Raw genomic sequence first — 21558 nt, 5'->3', positions numbered from 1 at the left:
TTACGCGCAGGCGCTAATCCGACCTACGCGCTAAGCCGACCTGCATGGCTGCGATGCTCACCGTACTCAAATACGGTTGCGCTTCTCAGCCACCTCTCCCTTCCGCTCGCTACGGTTTTGTCAGGTGTCGCAAGCGTCGTTCTTAAACGAGAAAGCAACCATCAAGGTCGTAGGTCGGATCTGGTCGTAGGTCGGATCAGGGCCGCAGGCCCGCGATCCGACAACCGTCACTTACTTCAACTTCGGCGTAGAAACAGACACATCGCCGCACTGCGCGCGGTGCATCAGCGCGTGGTCGATCAGCACCAGTGCCAGCATGGCTTCGGCGATCGGCGTGGCGCGGATGCCCACGCAGGGGTCGTGGCGGCCGAACGTTTCCACCATCACGGGATTGCCTTCCTTGTCGATCGAGCGGCGCGGCGTGCGGATCGACGACGTCGGCTTGATGGCGATCGACACGCTGATATCCTGCCCCGTCGAGATACCGCCGAGCACGCCGCCGGCGTTATTGCCGATGAAACCTTCGGGCGTCAGTTCATCGCCGTGTTCCGAGCCCTTTTGCGCCGCCGAATCGAAGCCGGCGCCGATTTCCACGCCCTTGACGGCATTGATGCCCATCATGGCGTAGGCGATGTCGGCATCGAGCTTGTCGTAGATGGGCTGGCCCAGGCCGACGGGCACGTTTTGCGCGATCACGTCGATGCGCGCGCCGATCGAATCGCCGTCGCGGCGCAGCTGGTCCATGGCGTCTTCCATGCGCGCGATCAGGTCCGCGTCGGCGCTGGCGGCAAAGAAGGGGTTCGCATGCACGTGTTCCCACGACTGGAACGGCACGGCAATGTCGCCCAGCTGGCTCATGCAGCCCTTGAACGTGGTGCCGTACTGCTGCAGCAGCCATTTCTTGGCGATCGCCGCCGCGCCCACGACGGGCGCCGTCAGGCGCGCCGACGAGCGTCCGCCGCCGCGCGGGTCGCGCACGCCGTATTTATGCCAGTAGGTGTAGTCGGCGTGGCCGGGACGGAAGCTTTCCGCGATATTGCCGTAATCCTTGCTACGCTGGTCTTCATTGCGGATCAGCAGCGCGATGGGCGTGCCCGTCGTCACGCCCTGGTACACGCCGGAGAGGATTTCCACCGTATCCGATTCCTGGCGCTGCGTCACGTGGCGCGAAGTGCCCGGTTTGCGGCGGTCCAGCTCGGGCTGGATATCGGCTTCCGACAGGACCAGGCCCGGCGGACAGCCGTCGATCACGCAACCGATGGCCGGGCCATGCGATTCGCCGAAAGTGGTAACAGTAAACAGCTTGCCAAAAGAGTTGCCGGACATAGTAGGGAGATGTGAGGACTGGAAAACTCAATTCTACCAGCCGCAGGGCATGCCATGCCGCTAATGCCACGCCAGCGCCCGATATTCGCGCGCGTGTCCGCCCTCGCTGCCGCCATTTGCCGCGCAGGAATCGCCATTTTTAAATCCCGCGTTTTTTTTCGTATGAAAAATGCCAGATATGAGTTGCAATCATGCAAAACAATAAATATTGCCCCACAGAATAGGCTTAAAAAAACATTTTGCTTATTAAATAGCTATATACTTGGATCAAAGCGCGCTACACAATACTGGTTGCCAAAACCAGATTTGTGCAGCGCCGAGAGCGCGTCACAAAATGCCCAGGGCCAGGCGTCGTTGCCAAAGAGAGTACGCGAGTACGGCGAGGCAAAGCGCCACGGCAATTGAGTGCTGTTTTTGCTGCCCCTGAGTGCATCAGAAATGCCCAGGGCTAGGCGCGCTGCCGAAGTCAGTACGCGAGTACGGCGAGGCAGCGCAACAACGCCATGGACATTTCTGATGTGCTCACATTCCGTACTGAGTCATCCAGGAGAAGCTATACATGCCCGCACCGATCATCCCCCTTGACGCCAACAAGGACGATCACGACGACCTGGTATTTCTCGATGAGCAACCAGCGCTGCCGCTGGCCGCCGCGCCGCGCAGCGTCTGGCGGGTGATGATCATCGACGACGATGAAGACGTCCACTCCACCACCACTTTCGCGCTGGGTAACCTGGAAATGCAGCACCGTCCGCTGGAATTCGTGCATGCCTACTCGGCCGGCCAGGCGCGCGAACTGCTCAAGCACGAGAACGACATCGCCGTCATCCTGCTCGACGTGGTGATGGAACAGGACGACGCCGGCCTGCACCTGGTGCGCTACATCCGCGAAACCCTGAAGATGACGGACGTGCGCATCATCCTGCGCACGGGCCAGCCCGGCTATGCGCCGGAAATCGACGCCATCCGCGATTTCGACATCAACGACTACAAGACCAAGTCGGAATTGACCCGCATCAAACTGTTTACCACGGTGACGGCCGCCATCCGCTCGTACGAACAGATCCGCTCGATCAGCAGCAGCCGGCGCGGCCTGGACCAGATCGTGCACGCCAGCACGCAGCTGATGGCCCTGCATGGCGTGCAGAATTTCTCGGCCGGCGTGCTGGCGCAGATCGCCGACCTGCTGGGCATCCGCGCCGACGGCGTGCTGTGCGTGCAGGAACTGCTCGACAGCGGCGCCAAGGAATTGCTCGTCTCGGCCTGCACGGGCAGCTTTTCCGGCCTGCCGCACAGCGCCCTGTGCGGCCTGCAAAACCCGCGCGTGATGGCCGCCATCGAACACACGCTGGCACAGCGGCGCAATGTGTACGCGCACGATTACGCCACCCTGTACTTCGCCGGTAAGTCGAGCCGCGACGCGGCCGCCTACCTGCTGCTGCCGCGCCCCCTCTCGGCCATCGATGAAAGTCTGCTGGAAGTATTCTGCAGCAATGTCGCCGTCGGCCTGGACAATGTCGAGCTCGTGTCGCACCTGCATAACGCGGCCTTCTACGACAACCTGTCGAAGCTGCCCAACCGCACGCGCCTGGTGGAAATCCTCGACGCCACCCTGGCCGGCCCCGCGCGCGACGACGCCACCCTGTCGCTGGTCGACCTCGACCACTTTGCCGAAACCAACGATGCGCTGGGCCACCAGTTCGGCGACCTGCTGCTCGTCGCCGTGGCGGGCCGCCTGCAAACGGAACTGGGGTCGCAGCTGACCGTGGCGCGCCTGGGCGGCGACATCTTCTGCGTGCTCGGCGACTCGTCGCAAGTCAATCCCGCCAACATCCTGGCCCTGTTCCAGGCGCCGTTCTGCATCGACGGCCAGGACGTGCAGCTGTCCGCCACCCTGGGCCTGGTACGCCTGGGCGAACATGCGGGCACGGGCGCGGACGCGCTGAAGGATGCCGACATCGCCCTGAAGCGGGCGAAAAGCCAGCAGCGGGCCGGGCACTTCTATTTCTCGCGCAGCATGGGCATCGAAATCCGCGAACGCGTGCGCATGATGCACGCGCTGCGCACGGCCTTCAGCCAGGGCCAGCTGTTTGTAGTGTACCAGCCGCAGATCGACCTGACCACGCGCCGCCCCGTCGGCGCGGAAGCGCTGCTGCGCTGGCAGACGCCGGACGGCAAGTTCATCTCGCCCGACCGTTTCATCCCCATCGCCGAGTATTCGGGCATCATCATCGACCTCGGCGAATGGGTGCTGCGCACGGCCTGCCGCGAACTGGTGCTGCTGCGCGAACAGGGCCACCGCAACTTCGTCATGTCCGTCAACGTGTCGCAAGTGCAATTCCGCCACCCGCTGTTCCTGGAAATGCTGCGCGCGGCGCTGGAAGAGACGCAGGCGCCGCCCGAATTCATCGAGCTGGAAATCACGGAATCGATGGCCATGGAAGAGCCGGATTTATTGATCAAGATGTTGTGGCAGATCAAGCAGACGGGCGTGAGCATCGCCATCGACGACTTCGGCACGGGCTTCTCGTCGCTGTCCTACCTGCAACGCCTGCAGGTCGACCGTCTGAAGATCGACCGCGCCTTCGTCACGGAAATCACGGGCTCCGCGCGCGGCAGCAGCATCGCCGAGATGGTGATACAGCTGGGCCGCAACCTGGGCCTGGCCGTCATCGCGGAAGGCGTGGAAGACGAGCGCCAGGCGCAGATCTTGCAAGCGCTGGGCTGTCCGATGGCGCAAGGCTTCCTGTTTGCCCGTCCCATGACGGCTGCGGCGCTGGGCAGCTGGCTGAACAATGAGGCGCTGCAGGGGGCGGCGTAAACCCCGTATCTTGCCCCTGGAATGCAAAACGCCGGCGATGCCGGCGTTGTTTTAAATGCAAGGAATGAATTCAGTCGGTGGTTTCGGCCGGCCAGTCGCGGATATACGCCTTGAGCATCTGGTTTTCAAAGCTTTGCGCTTCCAGCACGGCGCGCGCCACGTCGTAGAAGGAGATGACACCCAGCAAGGTCTTGGCGTTCATCACGGGCAGGTAGCGCGCGTGCTTTTCCAGCATGATGCGGCGCACTTCGTTCACTTCCGTATCGGGAGTGACGGTGATCGGGTGGTCATCCATGTGCTTGCGCACGGTGCCGCCGCCGATCTGGCCCGCGTTTTCGTGCAGCGCGTTCAACACTTCGCGGAAGGTCAGCATGCCGACCAGGTCGCCAAATTCCATGACCACCAGCGAACCGATGTCTTTTTCAGCCATGGTATTGGCCGCGTCAAGCAGGGGCTGGTCAGGCGTGACCGTGTAGAGAATATTGCCCTTGACTTGGAGAATTTCAGATACTTTCATATTGGCCGTCCTGTCCGCGTGATTGGTATTTTAGTTATTCTAAGCCCTTACTGCGACTGTAGCCTATGCCTGCGGAAAAATCCAGCCTTGCGCACAATCAAATCGAGGGGGATTGCGCGCAACTTTGCATCACGCGCGGCGGCGGAACCAGCCGGCTATCGACAGGCGCTCCCGCGCCGTCGGCAGCACCTCGTGCAGCATCTCGCCCGACAGGAACATGGCCATGCGCCCCGCTACCGGCGCCACGTCCACCACGGGCGCGCCCTGCGGGTGCAGGCGCAGGGCGCCGCCGTGCGCGGGCAGCCAGTCGTCGTTGAGGTACAGCACGACGGAAACGGTGCGCTTGTCGTCGTCGCGGAAGCGGTCCAGATGGGCGCGGTAAAAGGCGCCCGGCGCATACAGGGCGAAATGGCTTTCATACTCGTCCAGACCCAGGAACAGCTCGCGGTTCAGGGTCAGGCGCAGCGCTTCCATATGCGCGAGGTAACGGTCGCAGGCGGCGGAACGCCCCGCTTCCAGCCATTCGATATGGTCGCCGCGGATATCCGGCTGCAGCAAGGGCGCGTGGCCGCTGCCCACGCCGGCGCCCTTCATGTTGCCGTTGAGCATGGATTGCACGCACTCGGCGGCCAGCTGGCGACTGAGTTCAGGAGAAATGAAATGCTCTTGCATGACCCAGCCTGCGTGGCACAGGCCGTCGGCGACAGATGGTCCGGCTACGGCGAGGGCGCCGTCGAACGATGGTGCGGGCATAAAATCTTTCCTGGTGAACATGCTATGAGAGTGCGCCTGAAGCCCAGGATTTCGCTTGCATGCAGCCGCCTTCCCCACGGCGCGGCGCACGCGCGAGGGTGAAACAACCCGAATATCGCTGAGCCGATATGCTACCACCGCCGCCCCGCGCCGGTCACTTTTTTTCGACTTCAAGTTACACCGCTTAGCCGCCAGCACGGCGCCATGCGCCCTGCACGCATGCCCTTTTGCTCGGCGGCAAATCCGGGTACGATCTGGCCACACTAATATTTGGCGGAGACACCACCATGAGCGGCCCGAAATACCCCGGTTTCGATACCCTATCCCTGCACGCGGGCGCCGCGCCCGACCCGGCCACGGGCGCGCGCGCCACGCCGATCCACTTCACGTCCTCGTTTGCCTTCAAGAGTTCGGATCACGCGGCTTCGCTGTTCAACATGGAGCGCGCCGGCCATGTGTACTCGCGCATCTCGAATCCCACCAATGCCGTGCTGGAAGAGCGCATCGCCGCCCTCGAAGGCGGAGTGGCCGGCATCGCCACGGCCAGCGGCCAGGCCGCCATGCACCTGGGCCTGTCCACCATCGCCGGCGCCGGCTCGCACATCGTCGCCTCGCGCGCCCTGTACGGCGGCTCGCACAACCTGCTGTCCTATACATTAAAACGCTTCGGCATCGAGACGACGTTCGTCGATCCGCGCGACCCGGATGCCTGGCGCGCCGCGATCCGTCCGAACACCAAGGTGCTGTTCGCGGAAACCCTGGGCAATCCCGGCCTCGACGTGCTGGACATCCCGACGGTCGCCGCACTCGCGCACGAACATCATCTGCCGCTGATGCTCGACTCCACCTTCACCACGCCGTATCTGCTGCGCCCCTTCGAGCATGGCGCCGACCTGGTGTTCCATTCTGCCACCAAGTTTTTATGCGGCCATGGCACGGCCATCGGCGGCTTGCTCGTCGACGGCGGCACCTTCGACTGGCAGGCGGCCTACGACAAGACGGGCCGCTTTGCCGAACTGTGCGAACCGTATGACGGCTTCCACGGCATGGTCTTCGCCGAGGAATCGACGGTGGCGCCGTTCGCCCTGCGCGCGCGGCGCGAAGGCTTGCGCGACTTCGGCGCCGTCATGAGTCCGCACAACGCCTTCGCCGTGCTGCAAGGCGTGGAAACCCTGGGCTTGCGCATGGACCGCCACGTGGCCAACACGCGCAAGGTGATCGACTTCCTGCTGGCCAATCCCGCCGTGGAGTCCGTGTCCTACCCCGAACTGCCCTCGCATCCCGATTACGCACTGGCCAAGACCCTGCTGCCGAAAGGCGCCGGCGCCGTCTTCACCTTCAGCCTGCGCGGCGACCGCGCGGCCGGCCAGCGCTTCGTCGACAGCCTGAAAATCTTCTCGCACCTGGCCAACGTGGGCGACGCCAAGTCGCTCGTCATCCATCCCGCCTCCACCACGCACTTCCGCGTGCCCAACGAACAGCTGGCGCAGGCCGGCATCACGCAGGGCACCATGCGCTTGTCCGTGGGACTGGAAGACGCGGACGATTTGATCGAAGACCTGGCCCGTGGCCTGAAACTGTCGCAGAAAGGCGCCTGAAATGCTGTTCACCATCGACCATACCGTCGCCTACTGCTACACGGGCGGCAAGGCTTTTAATCCAAACCAGCCGACGGCCGTCTTCATCCACGGCGCGCAGAACGACCATTCCGTGTGGGCCCTGCAGACGCGCTATTTCGCCCACCATGGCTGGAACGTGCTGGCCGTCGACCTGCCCGGCCATGGCCGCAGCCTGGGCGCGGCGAAAGCCAGCGTCGAGGAACTGGCGCGCTGGATACTGGCCGTGCTGGACGCGGCCGGCGCAGACAAGGCCATGCTGGCCGGCCACAGCATGGGCTCATTGATCGCGCTGGAAGCGGCATTCCAGGCACCGCAGCGGGTCAGCCGGCTGGCCATGCTCGGCTCGACCTACCCGATGAAGGTGTCGCCGGCGCTGCTGGAAACCTCGCTGCACGATGAACAGGCGGCCATCGACATGGTCAATATCTGGTCGCATTCGTCGATCGCGCAAAAGCCGTCGTTCCCCGGCCCCGGCTTCTATGCCATGGGCGGCGCGCGGCGCCTGAAGCAGCGCATCGCCGCCATCAACCCGCAGCACGTGTTCCATACGGACTTTTATGCCTGCAATGCGTACGCGAACGGCGAAATCGCCGCCGCTTCGGTACACTGCCCGACTTTATTCATTTTCGGCGCGCGCGACATGATGACGCCGCCCAAATCGACCCGGTTGCTGACCTCATGCATCGCGCATGGCCAGGTGGTGCAGGTCGACAGCGGGCATGAATTGATGGCCGAGCAGCCGGACGCCGTGCTCGACGCGCTGTTTGCGTTTGCGCAAACAGCGCCCGCGTGAGGCGCTGACACTGGTACCCGCGTGGCGGCGGCAGCTTGCCACGCCCATTTTTAGGATAGATGCATGATGTTGTTGGACACCCTGCTGGACGAACTGACTGGCCGCGGCAGCGGCACGGAAGCGGCGCGGCACGAACGCTACACCTGGCTGGAACAGCTGCGCTGCGATAACCCGCAAGCGGCCGAAGGCGGCCCCATGGCCGGCATACCGGGTTACCACTGGTACCGCCTGCCGCAAGCCGTCACCGTGGCGGGCTGCCGCAGCGACCTGCTGGTCGGCACCCTGAACGCCCAATACCTGATCTTCGAAGGCCGCCATGCGCCCGCGTTCGCGGCCGCACTGGGCCTGCAATACGACGCCAATAACCGCATCGACCGGCCCGGCGGCCTCGACGAACTGCTCGATGCCTATGCGGAACAGGCCGATGGCGGCTGGACCACCCTGCCCGCCGCCCGGCAGGGCATGCCGCTGGCGGGCTGGGACGACGTGTACTTCCGCGTGCGCGACCTGAGCGACGGCAAGGCCATCCAGAGCGTCACCACCATCGCCTACGAGAGCAGCCGCTTTCCCGGCTATACCCTGCTGGGCACGACCATGGTGGGCGCCGGGGCCATCGCCCACGACGACGAGACGGCGCAGTATATGCAGCAAATCTTTGCCGACTGGGCCATCCAGCGCGACTGCGCCAACGCCTGCGCGCCTTCCTCCGCGCCGTGGCACTGTACGCCGCGCCAGGCGCCGCCCGCGCCGTTCGGCACTCCGTTTGATTTCGCGCGCAACCTGGCCTACCTCGACGCCCTGCTGGCAGCGTATGCACGGGCGCAGGCGCTGGACGATGGCGGCGATGACGGCTACTGGGCCTGTGCGGCCGCCAGCGCCGCTTACCAGGCGTTTTCGCTGCGCTACACGGCAGGCTTGCCCCTGCCCGAGGTGGAAACGGCGCTGGAAGCGGCCATCGCCGCCTGCGAATCGGCGCGCGCGGCCCTGGCCGCAGCCTACGATGACGACGCCTTGCCCGCCTTTGATTTCGAACAGCTGACCGACTATGCGCGCACCCTGCAACTGCTGGGGGCCAGCCTGCTGTTCGGCCGCCACGACCTGGCCGCGCGCCTGGCCGCGCTGCAAACGGCCTTCGATGGCGAGGATGGCGTGTATGAGGCGCTGCTGTCTGCCATCGATCCGCGGCGTCCCGCCGTCGATGAGTGGTATTTCGCCGAACCCTACTCGGCCCTGTACGACTGCCTGCACGCGGACGATGCAACGCTGCAGCTGGAATACCTGCAAGACTACCTGGCCAGCTGGCACGGCGCGCTGGTGCAGGAAGACTGGTTCAACGGCCATTTGCGTGCGCAGGGCCTGGGCGGCTATTACGGCCTGTGGGCCTTCGAGGCGGCCGCCGTGGCGCAACGCCTGGAACTCGATCGCGGCGCGCTCGCGCACTGGCTAATGCCGCCCGCCCCCTGAACCGTCCCTACCCTTCATTTTCAGACAGATCCATGATCAATACCGCAGCCCTGTTCGGCACCGCCGTCCTGCCCGGCCAAGCCGATTTCGACACCGACACGATTACCGGCCTGGCCGAATGGCGGCTGGACACGCCCATGCTGTTCAAGCTGCTCATCGGCGACGGTGCACAAGCCGTCGCCTGGCCCGTCTACGGCGATGGCGAGGACTGCGCCTGCGTGCTGGCCGCGCCGATGGCGCAGGCGCAGGCCAGCTGGCAAGCCTTGTCCGCGCTGATGGACAAGCCGCGCGACGCGGCCGCCATCGTCGCGCGCAGCGCCATCGGCGCCCTGCTGGCCGGCGGCCAGCCGTGGCTGGTGCTCGATTGCGTGCAGCTGATCCCGCACGATATCGACACGCCGGCATACGCGGCCGCGCTCGAGGCCCTGCGCGCCGAGGCGCAAGCGTTGCACTCGGCCCTGCTGCGCGGCGACCGGAAAGCGCTGGCGCCGCTGCTGGCCGCCGGCGCCGCATCGCCCGCGACCGGCTACTGGTCGGCGTCCGCCAGCGCGCAGCTGGCCGACGTCGAGGAACTCGACACGGACGAACTGCCCTTCCTGCAGGGGCTGGAAGTGCGCAAGTGGATCGAGGACGCGCTGTGCTACGAAGTGGCCAAAGCCGGACAGTCCGAGCTGCTGGGCATGGTCACGCCGTACGGCCGCTGGATCGTGCCGCTGTCGCTGAACGCGGTTGCGCTGGACAGCCACGACGCGGACGATGGCTGGATCACCTACGCCACGGCCGCCCAGCCCGATGCGCACGGCGTGCTGGACCTGAACGGCACGGTGGTGCTGCCGCCCGCCCCCGGCGCCCTGTACGTGATCACTCCCCACCTGCTGCAGCAGATCGCGCCGGACGGCGCCAGCCGTCTGCTGCGCCTGCCCGATGGCGCGCTGCTGATCGACGGCGTGGACAATATCGGCCAGCGCGACGATGGCAATATCGACATCGAACGCCAGACGAAGGATGACGACGAGCGCAATGTCTGCGGCGTGATCGACGCCACGGGCAAGGTGCTGCTGCCGACCGCCTACAGCTCCGTGCAGGACTTCGGCACGAAAAAGAAGATCGCCATCGTCAGCCAGCGCATAGCCGGGCGCTACCTGTTCGGCCTGGCCAACGCCAAGGGAGAGCTGCTGGCACCGTGCCGGTATGAAGCCATCGATTGCGCCACCACCTCGTCGCCGCCCAGGCTGCGCAAGAACCTGATCTTCGCCATCGACGCGCAAGGGCTGGCGTGCATGCTGACGCCCGATGGAAAGCAGGCATTCACGCCCCTGTACCCGCCCGCCCACCATTTGCGCGGCGTGGCCGTGCAAAGCGATTTTCTATATGTGGTCAAGGATGGCATGGCGTGGACCATGGATTTCACGGGCAAGTTGCTGGAGCAGCTCGACACCGTGGACAACTTCAAGGCGGCCATCACGGCCCAGCTGAGCGAGGCCATGGGACTGGGCAAGAAGAAAGCGCCGCCGCGCAACAGCTTTACGCCGGCGCAGATCCTCGCGCAAGCCGACCGCGAACAGCTGCGCGCCATGGCCGCGCTGCTCTTGCTGGGCGATGCGGCGCTGGCGCAGCGCTGCGTGGAGGTGACGCTGGAAGAACTGGCGGAAGACGACCCGGAGGAGGAATACGAAGGCGACACGCCGGCAGCCGCCTGTTTCTTCCTGCTCTGGTCGACGGCCGCCCACGTGCTGGGCCACGGCACCACGCTGGACTGGAAAGCGGTCGATGAAGTACCGCGCATCGCCCGGCATATCGACCTGCCCGCGCTGCGCGATTTCACCTGGGCCGACCAGCACGATGGCGACGCCATGGCCGACGGCCTGGCCGCCATCGCCGCCCACCTGGCGCCGCATCAGCTGCGCCTGGTCAACATGCACGGCGGCGAGGACACGTATTATCTGGGCGTGGTGCGCGCGTGCGATGCGGCGGCATTCGGCAAGGTGGCGCTGCAGGCGGCCCTGCGGCCCGTGCTGCTGTGAGTTTTCACCCCGGCGGCGGCCAGGCCGCGCCACTTCAAGACCAGGTTCCCATGCAAGCGAAAAAGTTCATCGATGATGTCAGCGCATCCAATGCCTCGCTGCTGGCCCTGTATGCGCAGGGACGGCAGGGACAAACCCGGCTGGGCGCCATGCTCGATGCGCTGGCACTGGCCGACGGCCAGCGAGAGCAAGTCCTGGCGATGATCAAGCTGGCGATCGACGACACCACCTACCAGCTCGTGTGCGGCATCGAAGGCAGCGCATCGCTCGGCGACAGCCAGCAGGATTACACGCTGCTCGATGAAGAGGGCAATACGCTGACGGGCGCGCTCGACAGCCTGCTGTACGACAGGCTCAATACCTGACGGCCCGTCAGGCGCAGCGCACTTCGCCGAAATGCTGGGCCAAGCTCATGCCGAGGCCCTCTTCCACGGCATTTTCCACCTGCGCGGCCAGCGCGGCTGCCTCTTCGGCCGCCTTGATGTCGCGCTCGTTGGTGGAGCCGGCCGGGTAGCCGGAATTGACGCGCATGCCGCCGAAGACGAATAGACGGTAGACGTCGGCCAGGGTGATGCGGTTGACGTTGCCCAGCAAGACCCAGTGGTCGGAACTGTCGGCCACGCGCTTGCCCCACTGCACGCGCACGGCGCCGTCCACGTTGACCCGGCCCACCCAGCCCTGCAGCACCATCTTGTCGAGCAGGGTTTCCATTTCCTCGAAGCCCAGGCGTGTGCTGCGGCGGATCTCGGCCGCGCCCACCAGGGCCGAATCGGCGCAATGGCAAGCCTGGTGCAGCACCTTCAGGATGGCGACGGCGTCGACGAATTCGCTGCCGGGCGCCGCCTCGTACCACCAGCGCTCGTATTTCACGACGGGCAAGGCGGCCACCAGCAAGGCGCCCACCAGCGTGATCATCCAGCTCAGGTAGATCCACACGAGGAACAGCGGCAAGGCGGCCAGCGCGCCATAGATGCGCGAATACGTGGGAAATTCCTGGATGAATTCGCCGAAACCGCGCTTGGCCACCTCGAACGCCAGCGCCGCCAGCAAGCCGCCCCACGCCGCGTCGCGCCAGTCCACGTCGCGGTTCGGCACCGTGATGTACAACAGCGTGAACGCCAGCATGGTCAGGCCGATCGACACCAACGTGTAGAACACGGTGCCGAGGAAAGGCACGGCGCCCACCACGCCGCTGGTGGCGATGAAGACGCGCGACGTCACCGTCAGCGACACGCCCACCAGCAGCGGCCCCAGGGTGACGATGGCCCAGTACACGAGCAGACGCTTGGTCCAGCGGCGTTCCTGGCGCACGCGCCAGATGCGGTTGAAGACGCGCTCGATCAAGCTCATCATGCCCACCGAGGTAACGATCAGGGCGCCCGCGCCGATGGCCGACAATCGCGTGGCCTTCGAGGCAAACGTCGTCAGGTAGTCGAGGATGGTGTTCGAAATACCCTTGGGCATCACGCTTTGCACGAAATAATCTTCCAGCGCGTGGCGGAAGGTATTAAACAGCGGGAAGGTGGTGAAGATTGCCAGGGCCAGGGTCAGCAGCGGCACCAGCGCGAACACGGTGGCAAACGTCAGGCTGCCCGCCACTTGCGGCAGGCTTTCCTCGCGCACGCGGCGGCGCGCGAACTGCAGCAGGTCGCGCGTTTCGGACCAGGTCAGGCCGCGCACGACGTCGAGCCCGATGCCCAGGGTACGCCACAGGTATTGAAAGAATGGAAGTATATATTTTAAAAACATGTTCGAAATCAGAACGGCGCCATGACAGCAGTCGTATCAGGCTGTAAAGCGCCCTATAATACCAATGATGAAGCCAACCAATCTGATTATTCTTGTATTGTTTTATTCACGCCATGGCGCCACGCGCCAATTGGCCGAATTGATTGCCCAGGGGGTGGAAAGCGTGCCTGGCTGCGATGCGCGCCTGCGCACCGTGCCCGCCGTCTCGACGGTGGCCGAGGCGACGGCGCCCGAGGTGCCGCCCGATGGCGCGCCCTACGTGGAGCTGGAAGACTTGCAGGAGTGCGCGGGCCTGGCCCTCGGTTCACCCACGCGCTTCGGCAACATGGCCGCCGCCATGAAGTACTTCTGGGACGGCACGGCCAGCGACTGGCTGGCCGGCAGCCTGGCCGGCAAGCCCGCCTGCGTATTCACGTCCACGGGCAGCCTGCATGGCGGCCAGGAATCGACGCTGCTGTCGATGATGATCCCCCTCTTCCACCACGGCATGCTGGTCATGGGCCTGCCCTACACCCACCCTGAACTGATGACGACGGCCACGGGCGGCTCGCCCTACGGCGCCACGCACTGGTCGGGCATAGACGGCGACAAGGCGCTCAGCGACGATGAAAAGCGCCTGGCCATCGCCCTGGGCCGGCGCCTGGCGGAAAACGCCGCGAAACTGGCGGGCGCCTGATGCACGGCGCGCTGCACAAGTATTTTCACTGGGGCGCCATCGCCAGCCTCGTCACCCTGATCGTCTGGTGCGTGCTGTGGGAAACCGTCGTCGCCCCGCTGCAGCCGGGCGGCTCCTGGGTCGTGCTGAAAGCCGTCCCGCTGCTCATTCCCCTGTATGGCGTCATCAAGCGCGACGTCTACACCCTGCAATGGTCGTCGATGGTGATCCTGCTGTACTTTACCGAGGGCGTGGTGCGCGGCTACAGCGACACGAACCGCATGTCGGCCCTGATGGCCTGGGGCGAGGCGGCCATCGTCTGCATCTACTTCTTCTGCGCCATACTGTATCTGCGCCCGTATAAAAAGGCCGCCAAGCGCATGGCCAGGGAACTGCTGGAAAAAGTGAATAAAGTGAGCATCAAAAAATGACAGACCAGACCGACTTCCTCGCCGCCTGCCGCGACCTGCTGGGCGACGCCTACGTACTGACCGGCGACGCCGACACGGCGCCCTTCCTCACCGACTGGCGCGACAGGTTCACCGGCAAGGCCCTGGCCGTGCTGCGTCCCGCCACGGTGGAACAGGTGGCCGGCGTGCTGCGCGCCTGCGCGCAATGGCGGATTCCCGTCGTGCCGCAAGGCGGCAACACTGGCCTGGTCCTGGGCAGCATCCCCGACGCGGCCGGCACGGCCATCGTGCTGTCGCTGGCGCGCCTGAACGGCATCCGCGCGCTCGATCCCGTCAACCGCACCATCACGGTCGACGCGGGCTGCATCCTGCAAACCATCCAGGAAGCGGCCATCGCCGCCGGCTGCCTGTTCCCCCTGTCGCTGGCGGCCGAGGGCAGCTGCACCATCGGCGGCAATCTGGCCACCAACGCGGGCGGCACGGCCGTGCTGCGCTACGGCAACGCGCGCGAGCTGTGCCTGGGCCTGGAAGTGGTCACGCCGCAAGGCGAGATCTGGAGCGGCTTGCGCGGTTTGCGCAAGGACAATACCGGCTACGATTTGCGCGACCTCTACATCGGCGCCGAGGGTACCTTGGGCGTCATCACGGGCGCGGTGATGAAGCTGTATCCGCAGCCGAAAGCCTGCATCACGGCACTGGCCGCCATGCCCTCGCCCGCCCACGCCCTGCGTCTGTTAAGCCTGATGCAGGACCATTGCGGCGCCAGCCTGACGGGTTTTGAACTGATGTCGCAGTACTGCCTGCAGCTGGTGGCCGAGCAGTTCCCGCAGCTGCCGCGCCCCTTTGCCGAAGCGCACGGCCAGTACGTGCTGCTCGAACTGTCCAGCAGCCAGTCCGAGGCGCACGCCGTGGAATTGCTGGAAGCGAGCATCGGCGCGGCCCTCGAAGACGGCTTGATCGACGACGCCGTCGTCGCCAGCTCCGTGGCGCAATCCGAAGGCCTGTGGCAGCTGCGCGAGCACATTCCGCTGGCGCAGGCGCAAGCCGGCAAGAACATCAAGCACGACATCTCGCTGCCGATTTCGCGCATCGCCGATTTCATCACCGTCACGGATGCGGCCCTGGCAGCGGCCTTCCCCGGCTGCCAGCTCGTATGCTTCGGCCACCTGGGCGACGGCAACCTGCATTACAACGTGGCGCCGCCAGCCGGCATGACGGATGGCGACTTCCTTGCCAACCAGGATGCCATCAACCGCATCGTGCACGACCGGGTGGACGGCTTTGGCGGGTCCATCTCGGCCGAACACGGCATCGGCGCCCTGAAAAAGGCGGACCTGGCGCACTACAAGTCGCCGCTGGAACTGCAGCTGATGCGCGCCGTCAAGCAGGCGCTGGACCCGCAAAACATCATGAATCCGGGGAAGATATTGTGAAGTCGTCGTCTATCGTGCCGATGCTGTTCGCCTGTCTGGCCAGCGTGGCCGGCCAGGCCGGCGCGCAGGGCGTGTACAAATGCGTGAAGGATGGCCTGACCAGCTATGGCGAAACGCCGTGCACGGGTGGCCAGCTGCAAATCCTCGAGATACCAGCGCCGCCGCCTGCCGTCGACAAGGGCGCGGCCACGCGCCAGGAACGGGTGGCCAGCCAGATGGAAGCGGCGCGCAAGCAGCGCGAGAAGGTCGAAGACCAGGCCCGCGAACGGGCCGCCAGGCAGCTCGAGGCACGCGACAAGCACTGCGCCCAGCTGCGCCTCGAACAGAAATGGGCGGCGCAGGACGCCGTCGGCGCCGGCGACAAAACCCGCGATGCGGCGCAGCTCAAGGCGCGGCGCGCCGGCGAGCGCCTGGCCATCGAGTGCCTGAATTGACCCGGCAGCCGGGCCCGCCCGCGTCCCCGCGCCTGCTGTCGCGCTGGCTGCTGCTGGGCGAATGGCGCGCCCATCCCATGCGCGCCCTCGTCGCCATCCTGGCCATCGCCATCGGCGTGTCGCTGGGCTTTGCCATCCACCTGATCAACGCGGCCGCCTTCAATGAATTCTCCACAGCCGTGAAAAGCCTGTCCGGCCAGGCCGACGTGCAGGTGGCCGGGCGCGAAGCGCTGTTCGACGAAAGCATCTATCCATGGCTGGCGCAGCGCGACGGCGTGGCCGTCGCTTCGCCCGTGCTGGAATTGCAGGCCGGCGTGGCAGGAAAAGCCGGCAAGGATGGCGGTCCGCTGCATATCCTCACGCTCGACGTCTTCCGCGCCGGCCATATCTCTCCCGACCTGATCGGCGCGCCCGCCGAAGGCCAGCCTTTCGACACCCTGGCCGACGACGCCATCTTCCTGTCGCCCGCCGCCTTGCGCTGGCTCGGTCTGGCGCAGGGCGACACGCTCGCGCTGCAATCGGGCACGGGCAAGGTGCCGCTGCGCGTGGCCGGCTCGCTGCAGCGCGCACGCGCCGGCCAGCGCATCGCCGTGATGGATATCGGCGCGGCGCAGTGGCGCTTCGACAGGCTGGGCAAGCTGTCGCGCATCGACTTGAAACTGCGCCAGGGCGTCAACCGCGACGCCTTCCTGGCGGACCTGACGCGCGCGCTGGAAACGCAGTATCCGGGGCGCTTCCACGTGGGCCAGCCCAACGACGAGAACGAAAATAGCCGCAACAATAACCTGAGCCGCGCCTACCGCGTCAACCTGACCGTGCTGGCGCTCGTCGCCCTGTTTACGGGCGCCTTCCTCGTCTTTTCCACGCAGGCGCTGTCCGTCATCCGCCGCCGCAGCCAGTTCGCGCTGCTGCGCGTGCTGGGCATGGAACGGGGCCAGCTGCTGCGCCAGGTGCTGCTGGAAGGCGCCAGCCTCGGCATCGTGGGCGCCGCGCTGGGCATCGCCGGCGGCTACGCGATGGCGGCCGTGGCCCTGCGCTACTTTGGCGGCGACCTGGGCGCCGGCTATTTCGCCGGCGTGCAGCCGCAGGTCCAGTTCACGCCCGTTGCCGCCTTCGTGTATTTCGCGCTGGGTCTCGGCGTGGCCTTGCTGGGCTGCGCCGCGCCCGCGCTGGAGGCGGCGCGCGCCGCCCCCGCCATCGCCCTGAAATCGGGCAGCGAGGAAGTCGTCACGACGCGCCTGGCGAAAACCTGGCCCGCGCTGGCCTGTTTGCTGCTGGCAGGCGCCCTGACGTTGCTGCCGCCCGTGTTCGAGCTGCCGCTGTTCGGCTACCTGTCCATCGCCCTGCTGCTGATCGGCGCCATCGCCCTGATGCCGCAGCTGGCCGCCGTCGTCTTCCGCGCCGCGCAGGCGGCATGGCTGCGCACGGCAACGAGCCAGCATGCGCCCGTGCGCAGCCTGACCCTGGCACGCCTGGCGAATGCCTCGGGCCAGGCCGGCATCGCCCTCGGCGGCGTGCTGTCGAGCTTTAGCCTGATGGTGGCCATGGCCATCATGGTGTCGAGCTTCCGCGTTTCCGTCGACGACTGGCTGCTGCAAGTGCTGCCGGCCGACGTGTATGCGCGCACGGCCGCCAGCGGCGGCACCGGTGGCCTGAATCCGCGCGAACAGGCCGCCATCGCCGCCCTGCCCGGCGTGGCGAGGGCCGACTTCCAGCGCGTGCGCTCGCTGTCGCTGGCGCCGGACCGGCCCAACGTGGCGCTGCTGGCGCGCCCCATCAACTTGCAGGACCCGGGCAAGAGCATGGTGCTGGTGGGGGACTCCCTGCCCGTGCCGGCTGGCAGCCGGCCCGTCTGGCTGTCCGAGGCGGCGGCCGACCTGTACAGCGTCAAGCCGGGACAGCCGATCGCGCTGCCGCTGGCCGGCGGCCTGCACGGCTTTTTTGTCGCCGGCATCTGGCGCGACTATGCGCGCTCGTCCGGGGCGATCCAGATGCCGCTGGCCGACTACCGCGCCCTGAGCGCCGACATGGATGTCAGCGATGCGGCCCTGTGGCTGGACAAGGACGCCACGGGCGAACAGCTGCAGCAGCGCCTGAAAGCCCTGCCGTTCGGCGCCAGCCTGGAAGTATCGAATCCGTCGGCCATCCGCGCCCTGAGCCTGCAGATCTTCGACCGCAGCTTCGCCGTCACGTATCTGCTGGAAGCCATCGCCATCGTCATCGGCCTGTTTGGCGTGGCCGCCACGTTTTCGGCCCAGACCCTGGCCCGCGCGCGCGAGTTCGGCATGCTGCGCCATGTGGGCGTGACGCGCGGACAGATCCTCTCCATCCTGGCGTTCGAGGGCGGCGCGCTGACGGCGCTGGGCATCGCCACCGGTTTTGTCCTCGGCCTGTTGATCAGCTTTGTGCTGGTCTTCATCGTCAATCCGCAATCGTTCCACTGGACCATGCAGCTGCACCTGCCCTGGCCATTGATCGCCACCGTGGCCGGCGCCCTGCTGACGGCAGCCGCCGCCACGGCCCTCATCGCGGGGCGCCAGGCGCTGTCCGCTGGCCCCATCCGCGCCGTCAGGGAGGACTGGTAATGCGCCGTTTGACTGTTTTGCTCATGTTCTGCAGCGTCACCGCGCTGGCCGCGCCACCCGCCTTCGCCCCCGTCACGCCGCTGGCGCCGGGCCAGACCCTGCGCCTGCCGCACGATTTCGGCGCCCATCCGGCCTACAAGACGGAATGGTGGTACGCCACCGGGTGGGTCAAGACCGGCGCCGGGGAACAGCTGGGCTACCAGGTGACCTTCTTCCGCAGCGCCACGGCCGCCGATGCGGACAACCCCAGCGCGTTTGCGCCGAAACAGCTGATCATCGGCCATGCGGCCCTGTCCGATCCGAAGCTGGGCAAGCTGCTGCACGATGAAAGAAGCGCGCGCGAGGGCTTCGGCCTGGCCTACGCCAAGGTCGGCGACACGGACGTAAAGCTCGACGACTGGCGCATGCGGCGGCAAGCCGACGGCAGCTACCAGGTCAGCCTGGCCGCCCGCGACTTCAACCTGCAGCTGACCCTGGCGCCCTCGCAGCCGGTGCTGCTGCAGGGCGACGGCGGCTACTCGCGCAAGGGTGCGCGGCCGGCGCAGGCCAGCTATTACTACAGCGTGCCGCAATTGCGCACCACGGGCACGATCGCCCGCGCGGGCGGCAAGCCGGAAGCCGTGACGGGCGCCACCTGGCTCGATCACGAGTGGTCGAGCCAGGTGCTCGACGCGGACGCCAGCGGCTGGAACTGGGTCGGCGCCAACCTCGATGACGGCGGCGCCCTGATGGCCTTCCAGATCCGCAGCAAGACAGGTGCTAAACTATGGGCGCACGCGGCATGGCGCGACGCCGCCGGCAAGGTGACGCAGTTTGCGCCCGGCGACGTCGATTTCACCCCCACGCAGCTGTGGCGCTCGCCCCGCACGAAGGCCGAGTACCCGGTCGCCACGGAGATCCGTACGGGCGCCACGCGCTGGCAGATCAAGCCATTGCAGGCCGACCAGGAACTCGATTCGCGCAGGTCCACCGGCGCCGTGTACTGGGAAGGCGCCGTCACGGTGGAGCGCGATGGCCAGCCGGCGGGCCGCGCCTACCTGGAAATGACGGGCTACGTGCAGCCGATGAAGTTGTAAACAGTACCGAATATGTAAATCAAAGCGAAAAACAATGACAACCAGCACAGAAACAAGCAGCACGAGTACAGCAACCGCCGCAAGCGCAACACCGTCTCCCGATAGCGGCAGCAGCCGCGAACTGAAAAAAGGCAGCCTGGCCGCCTTCAAGGGCTTGATGCCCTTCCTGACGCCCTACCGCAAGCAGTTTTTCCTGGCCGGTATCGCGCTGGTGGTGGCCGCCGCCTCGACGCTGGCCATTCCCGCCGCCTTCAAGCAGATGATCGACCTCGGTTTCGGCGGCGCGGCCGGCTCGAAAAGCATCCAGCATGTGGACCTGGTGTTCCTCGCCCTGTTCGGCGTCGCCTCGATCCTGGCGCTGGCGACGGCGGCGCGCTTTTACACGGTGTCGTGGCTGGGCGAGCGCGTCACGGCCGATATCCGCAGCGCCGTGTACCGCCACGTCGTCACGCAAAGCCCCGAATTCTTCGAGACCACGCAGACGGGCGAAGTCCTGTCGCGCATCACCACCGACACCACCCTGATCCAGGCCGTGGTCGGCACCAGCATCTCCATGGCCCTGCGCAATGTGCTGCTGTTCCTCGGCGGCCTGGTGATGCTGTTCGTCACCAGCCCCAAGCTGTCGGGCATCATCATCGGCCTGCTGATCCTCGTCGTCGTGCCCATCGTCGTGTTTGGCCGCAAGGTGCGCAAGCTGTCGCGCGATTCGCAGGACCGCATCGCCGACGCCTCGGCCATGGCCGGCGAAATCCTCAACGCCATGCCCACCGTGCAGGCGTTCACGCACGAAAAAATCGAATCGAAGCGCTTCGGCGACTCCGTCGAAGGCGCCTTCATGACGGCCATGCGCCGCATCCGCGCGCGCGCCCTGCTGACCGTGATCGCCATCCTGCTGGTGTTCGGCACCATCGTCTTCGTGCTGTGGCTGGGCGCGCGCGCCGTATTGGAAGGCTCGATGACGGGCGGCGACCTGGGGCAGTTCATCCTGTACGCCTCCATCGTCGCCGGCGCCATCGGCGCCCTGTCCGAAGTGATGGGCGAAGCGCAGCGTGCCGCCGGCGCCACCGAACGCCTGCTGGAACTGATGGCCGTCAAATCGGAAATCACATCGCCGGCCGCGCCATTGCCGCTGCCGGCGCGCGCCGCGAACGGCGCCGCGCTGACATTGGACAATGTCATGTTCTCGTACCCGTCGCGTCCCGACACGCATGCGCTCGACCACGTCAGCCTCGATATCCGCGCCGGCGAAACGGTGGCCGTGGTGGGCCCTTCCGGCGCCGGCAAGACCACCCTGTTCCAGCTGTTCCTGCGCTTCTACGACCCGCAAGGCGGCAGCATCCGCCTCGACGGCGTCGACATCAAGCAGCTCGACCTGCACACCCTGCGCGACGCCATCGGCATCGTGCCGCAGGATACCGTGATCTTCTCGGCCGACGCCATGGAGAACATCCGCTACGGCCGCGCCGGCGCCAGCGACGAGGAAGTCATTGCCGCGGCGAAGATGGCGGCGGCCCACGAATTCATCGAGCGCCTGCCGAACGGCTACAAATCCTTCCTCGGCGAACGGGGCGTGCGCCTGTCCGGCGGCCAGCGCCAGCGCATCGCCATCGCCCGCGCCCTGCTGAAAAACCCGCCGCTGCTGCTGCTCGACGAAGCGACCAGCGCGCTCGACGCGGAATCGGAACGCCTGGTGCAAAAGGCGCTGGAAGCGGCCATGGTAGGCCGCACCACCGTCATCATCGCGCACCGCCTGGCCACCGTGCAGCGCGCCGACCGCATCGTCGTCATGGAAGACGGCAAGATCGTCGAAACGGGCACGCACGCATCGCTGGTCGCGTTAGGCGGCATTTACGCCAACCTGGCGGCCCTGCAATTCCATCACGTACAAATCAACTAGAC

At 66.1% G+C, this 21558-nt stretch carries 17 protein-coding genes; 13 read left to right on the top strand and 4 right to left on the bottom strand.

The features are described 5' to 3' along the window. Positions 1-231: 231 nt before the first annotated feature. Positions 232-1326 carry a chorismate synthase gene (aroC, locus tag O0880_RS10265; protein WP_289886312.1) on the bottom strand — a complete coding sequence of 365 codons (1095 nt, stop codon included), beginning with the start codon at positions 1324-1326 and terminating at the stop codon, positions 232-234. A gap of 559 nt (positions 1327-1885) precedes the next feature. Between aroC and O0880_RS10260 the strand changes: the two genes are divergently transcribed. Continuing rightward, positions 1886-4147, top strand: a complete 2262-nt coding sequence (locus O0880_RS10260) for an EAL domain-containing protein (protein WP_071323309.1) — start codon at positions 1886-1888, stop codon at positions 4145-4147. Positions 4148-4217: 70 nt separating this feature from the next. On the opposite strand, the gene O0880_RS10255 is transcribed toward O0880_RS10260, so the two are convergent. Then, positions 4218-4664: a CBS domain-containing protein gene (locus O0880_RS10255; protein WP_010398828.1), complete on the bottom strand. Its 447-nt coding sequence runs from the start codon at positions 4662-4664 to the stop codon at positions 4218-4220. Between the two features lie 129 nt (positions 4665-4793). After that, entirely contained in the window at positions 4794-5417 is a 624-nt protein-coding gene (locus O0880_RS10250; protein ID WP_289886302.1) for a 2OG-Fe(II) oxygenase, read from the bottom strand. Between the two features lie 287 nt (positions 5418-5704). Between O0880_RS10250 and O0880_RS10245 the strand changes: the two genes are divergently transcribed. From O0880_RS10245 to O0880_RS10225, 5 genes are all read left to right on the top strand, one after another. After that, positions 5705-7015 carry an O-acetylhomoserine aminocarboxypropyltransferase gene (locus O0880_RS10245; protein ID WP_289886301.1) on the top strand — a complete coding sequence of 437 codons (1311 nt, stop codon included), beginning with the start codon at positions 5705-5707 and terminating at the stop codon, positions 7013-7015. A gap of 1 nt (position 7016) precedes the next feature. Further along, on the top strand, positions 7017-7829 hold the full coding sequence (locus O0880_RS10240) for an alpha/beta hydrolase (RefSeq protein WP_289886299.1): 813 nt from the start codon (positions 7017-7019) through the stop codon (positions 7827-7829). A 63-nt stretch (positions 7830-7892) separates the two neighbouring features. Next, positions 7893-9293 carry a PoNe immunity protein domain-containing protein gene (locus O0880_RS10235; RefSeq protein WP_289886298.1) on the top strand — a complete coding sequence of 467 codons (1401 nt, stop codon included), beginning with the start codon at positions 7893-7895 and terminating at the stop codon, positions 9291-9293. A 32-nt stretch (positions 9294-9325) separates the two neighbouring features. After that, positions 9326-11317 (top strand): WG repeat-containing protein, encoded by a 1992-nt coding sequence (locus O0880_RS10230; RefSeq protein WP_289886297.1) that lies wholly within the window; start codon positions 9326-9328, stop codon positions 11315-11317. A gap of 50 nt (positions 11318-11367) precedes the next feature. Next, positions 11368-11682, top strand: coding sequence for a hypothetical protein (locus O0880_RS10225; RefSeq protein WP_289886296.1), 315 nt, complete (start codon positions 11368-11370; stop codon positions 11680-11682). Positions 11683-11689: 7 nt separating this feature from the next. Here the strand turns inward: O0880_RS10225 and O0880_RS10220 are convergent, their stop codons facing one another. Continuing rightward, positions 11690-13066, bottom strand: coding sequence for a YihY family inner membrane protein (locus O0880_RS10220; RefSeq protein WP_289886295.1), 1377 nt, complete (start codon positions 13064-13066; stop codon positions 11690-11692). Between the two features lie 67 nt (positions 13067-13133). Here O0880_RS10220 and wrbA point away from each other — a divergent pair, with 67 nt between their 5' ends. The 7 genes from wrbA (at position 13134) to O0880_RS10185 (ending at position 21556) form a co-directional block, all read left to right on the top strand. Beyond that, positions 13134-13742 (top strand): NAD(P)H:quinone oxidoreductase, encoded by a 609-nt coding sequence (gene wrbA / locus O0880_RS10215; protein WP_071326390.1) that lies wholly within the window; start codon positions 13134-13136, stop codon positions 13740-13742. Then, positions 13742-14152: a DUF2069 domain-containing protein gene (locus O0880_RS10210; protein WP_289886294.1), complete on the top strand. Its 411-nt coding sequence runs from the start codon at positions 13742-13744 to the stop codon at positions 14150-14152. The genes wrbA and O0880_RS10210 overlap by 1 nt, the downstream gene beginning before the upstream one ends. After that, on the top strand, positions 14149-15564 hold the full coding sequence (locus O0880_RS10205; protein WP_289886293.1) for an FAD-binding oxidoreductase: 1416 nt from the start codon (positions 14149-14151) through the stop codon (positions 15562-15564). Before O0880_RS10210 ends, O0880_RS10205 begins: the two co-directional genes overlap by 4 nt. Further along, positions 15561-15998, top strand: a complete 438-nt coding sequence (locus O0880_RS10200; protein WP_289886292.1) for a DUF4124 domain-containing protein — start codon at positions 15561-15563, stop codon at positions 15996-15998. Before O0880_RS10205 ends, O0880_RS10200 begins: the two co-directional genes overlap by 4 nt. Before the next feature lie 77 nt (positions 15999-16075). Continuing rightward, the gene (locus O0880_RS10195) at positions 16076-18583 is read left to right on the top strand and encodes an FtsX-like permease family protein (protein ID WP_289887339.1); all 2508 of its coding nucleotides are present in this window, start codon (positions 16076-16078) and stop codon (positions 18581-18583) included. Further along, on the top strand, positions 18583-19659 hold the full coding sequence (locus O0880_RS10190; RefSeq protein WP_289886290.1) for a carotenoid 1,2-hydratase: 1077 nt from the start codon (positions 18583-18585) through the stop codon (positions 19657-19659). The genes O0880_RS10195 and O0880_RS10190 overlap by 1 nt, the downstream gene beginning before the upstream one ends. Before the next feature lie 34 nt (positions 19660-19693). Further along, on the top strand, positions 19694-21556 hold the full coding sequence (locus tag O0880_RS10185; protein WP_289886289.1) for an ABC transporter transmembrane domain-containing protein: 1863 nt from the start codon (positions 19694-19696) through the stop codon (positions 21554-21556). The last annotated feature ends 2 nt before the right edge of the window (positions 21557-21558 follow it).

This window comes from Janthinobacterium sp. SUN118 (assembly GCF_030397695.1).
Classification (GTDB): domain Bacteria; phylum Pseudomonadota; class Gammaproteobacteria; order Burkholderiales; family Burkholderiaceae_D; genus Janthinobacterium.
This window is presented reverse-complemented; position numbering and strand designations above follow the sequence as displayed.

Bases quoted from the DNA above. Each gene is read 5' to 3' on its own strand.
- O0880_RS10210 (WP_289886294.1), top strand. From the start codon at position 13,742: ATGCACGGCGCGCTGCACAAGTATTTTCACTGGGGCGCCATCGCCAGC.
- O0880_RS10250 (WP_289886302.1), bottom strand. From the start codon at position 5,417: ATGCCCGCACCATCGTTCGACGGCGCCCTCGCCGTAGCCGGACCATCT.
- O0880_RS10235 (WP_289886298.1), top strand. From the start codon at position 7,893: ATGATGTTGTTGGACACCCTGCTGGACGAACTGACTGGCCGCGGCAGC.
- O0880_RS10185 (WP_289886289.1), top strand. From the start codon at position 19,694: ATGACAACCAGCACAGAAACAAGCAGCACGAGTACAGCAACCGCCGCA.
- O0880_RS10240 (WP_289886299.1), top strand. From the start codon at position 7,017: ATGCTGTTCACCATCGACCATACCGTCGCCTACTGCTACACGGGCGGC.
- O0880_RS10205 (WP_289886293.1), top strand. From the start codon at position 14,149: ATGACAGACCAGACCGACTTCCTCGCCGCCTGCCGCGACCTGCTGGGC.
- O0880_RS10260 (WP_071323309.1), top strand. From the start codon at position 1,886: ATGCCCGCACCGATCATCCCCCTTGACGCCAACAAGGACGATCACGAC.
- O0880_RS10255 (WP_010398828.1), bottom strand. From the start codon at position 4,664: ATGAAAGTATCTGAAATTCTCCAAGTCAAGGGCAATATTCTCTACACG.
- O0880_RS10245 (WP_289886301.1), top strand. From the start codon at position 5,705: ATGAGCGGCCCGAAATACCCCGGTTTCGATACCCTATCCCTGCACGCG.
- O0880_RS10195 (WP_289887339.1), top strand. From the start codon at position 16,076: ATGCGCGCCCTCGTCGCCATCCTGGCCATCGCCATCGGCGTGTCGCTG.
- O0880_RS10225 (WP_289886296.1), top strand. From the start codon at position 11,368: ATGCAAGCGAAAAAGTTCATCGATGATGTCAGCGCATCCAATGCCTCG.
- O0880_RS10220 (WP_289886295.1), bottom strand. From the start codon at position 13,066: ATGTTTTTAAAATATATACTTCCATTCTTTCAATACCTGTGGCGTACC.
- aroC (WP_289886312.1), bottom strand. From the start codon at position 1,326: ATGTCCGGCAACTCTTTTGGCAAGCTGTTTACTGTTACCACTTTCGGC.
- wrbA (WP_071326390.1), top strand. From the start codon at position 13,134: ATGAAGCCAACCAATCTGATTATTCTTGTATTGTTTTATTCACGCCAT.
- O0880_RS10190 (WP_289886290.1), top strand. From the start codon at position 18,583: ATGCGCCGTTTGACTGTTTTGCTCATGTTCTGCAGCGTCACCGCGCTG.
- O0880_RS10230 (WP_289886297.1), top strand. From the start codon at position 9,326: ATGATCAATACCGCAGCCCTGTTCGGCACCGCCGTCCTGCCCGGCCAA.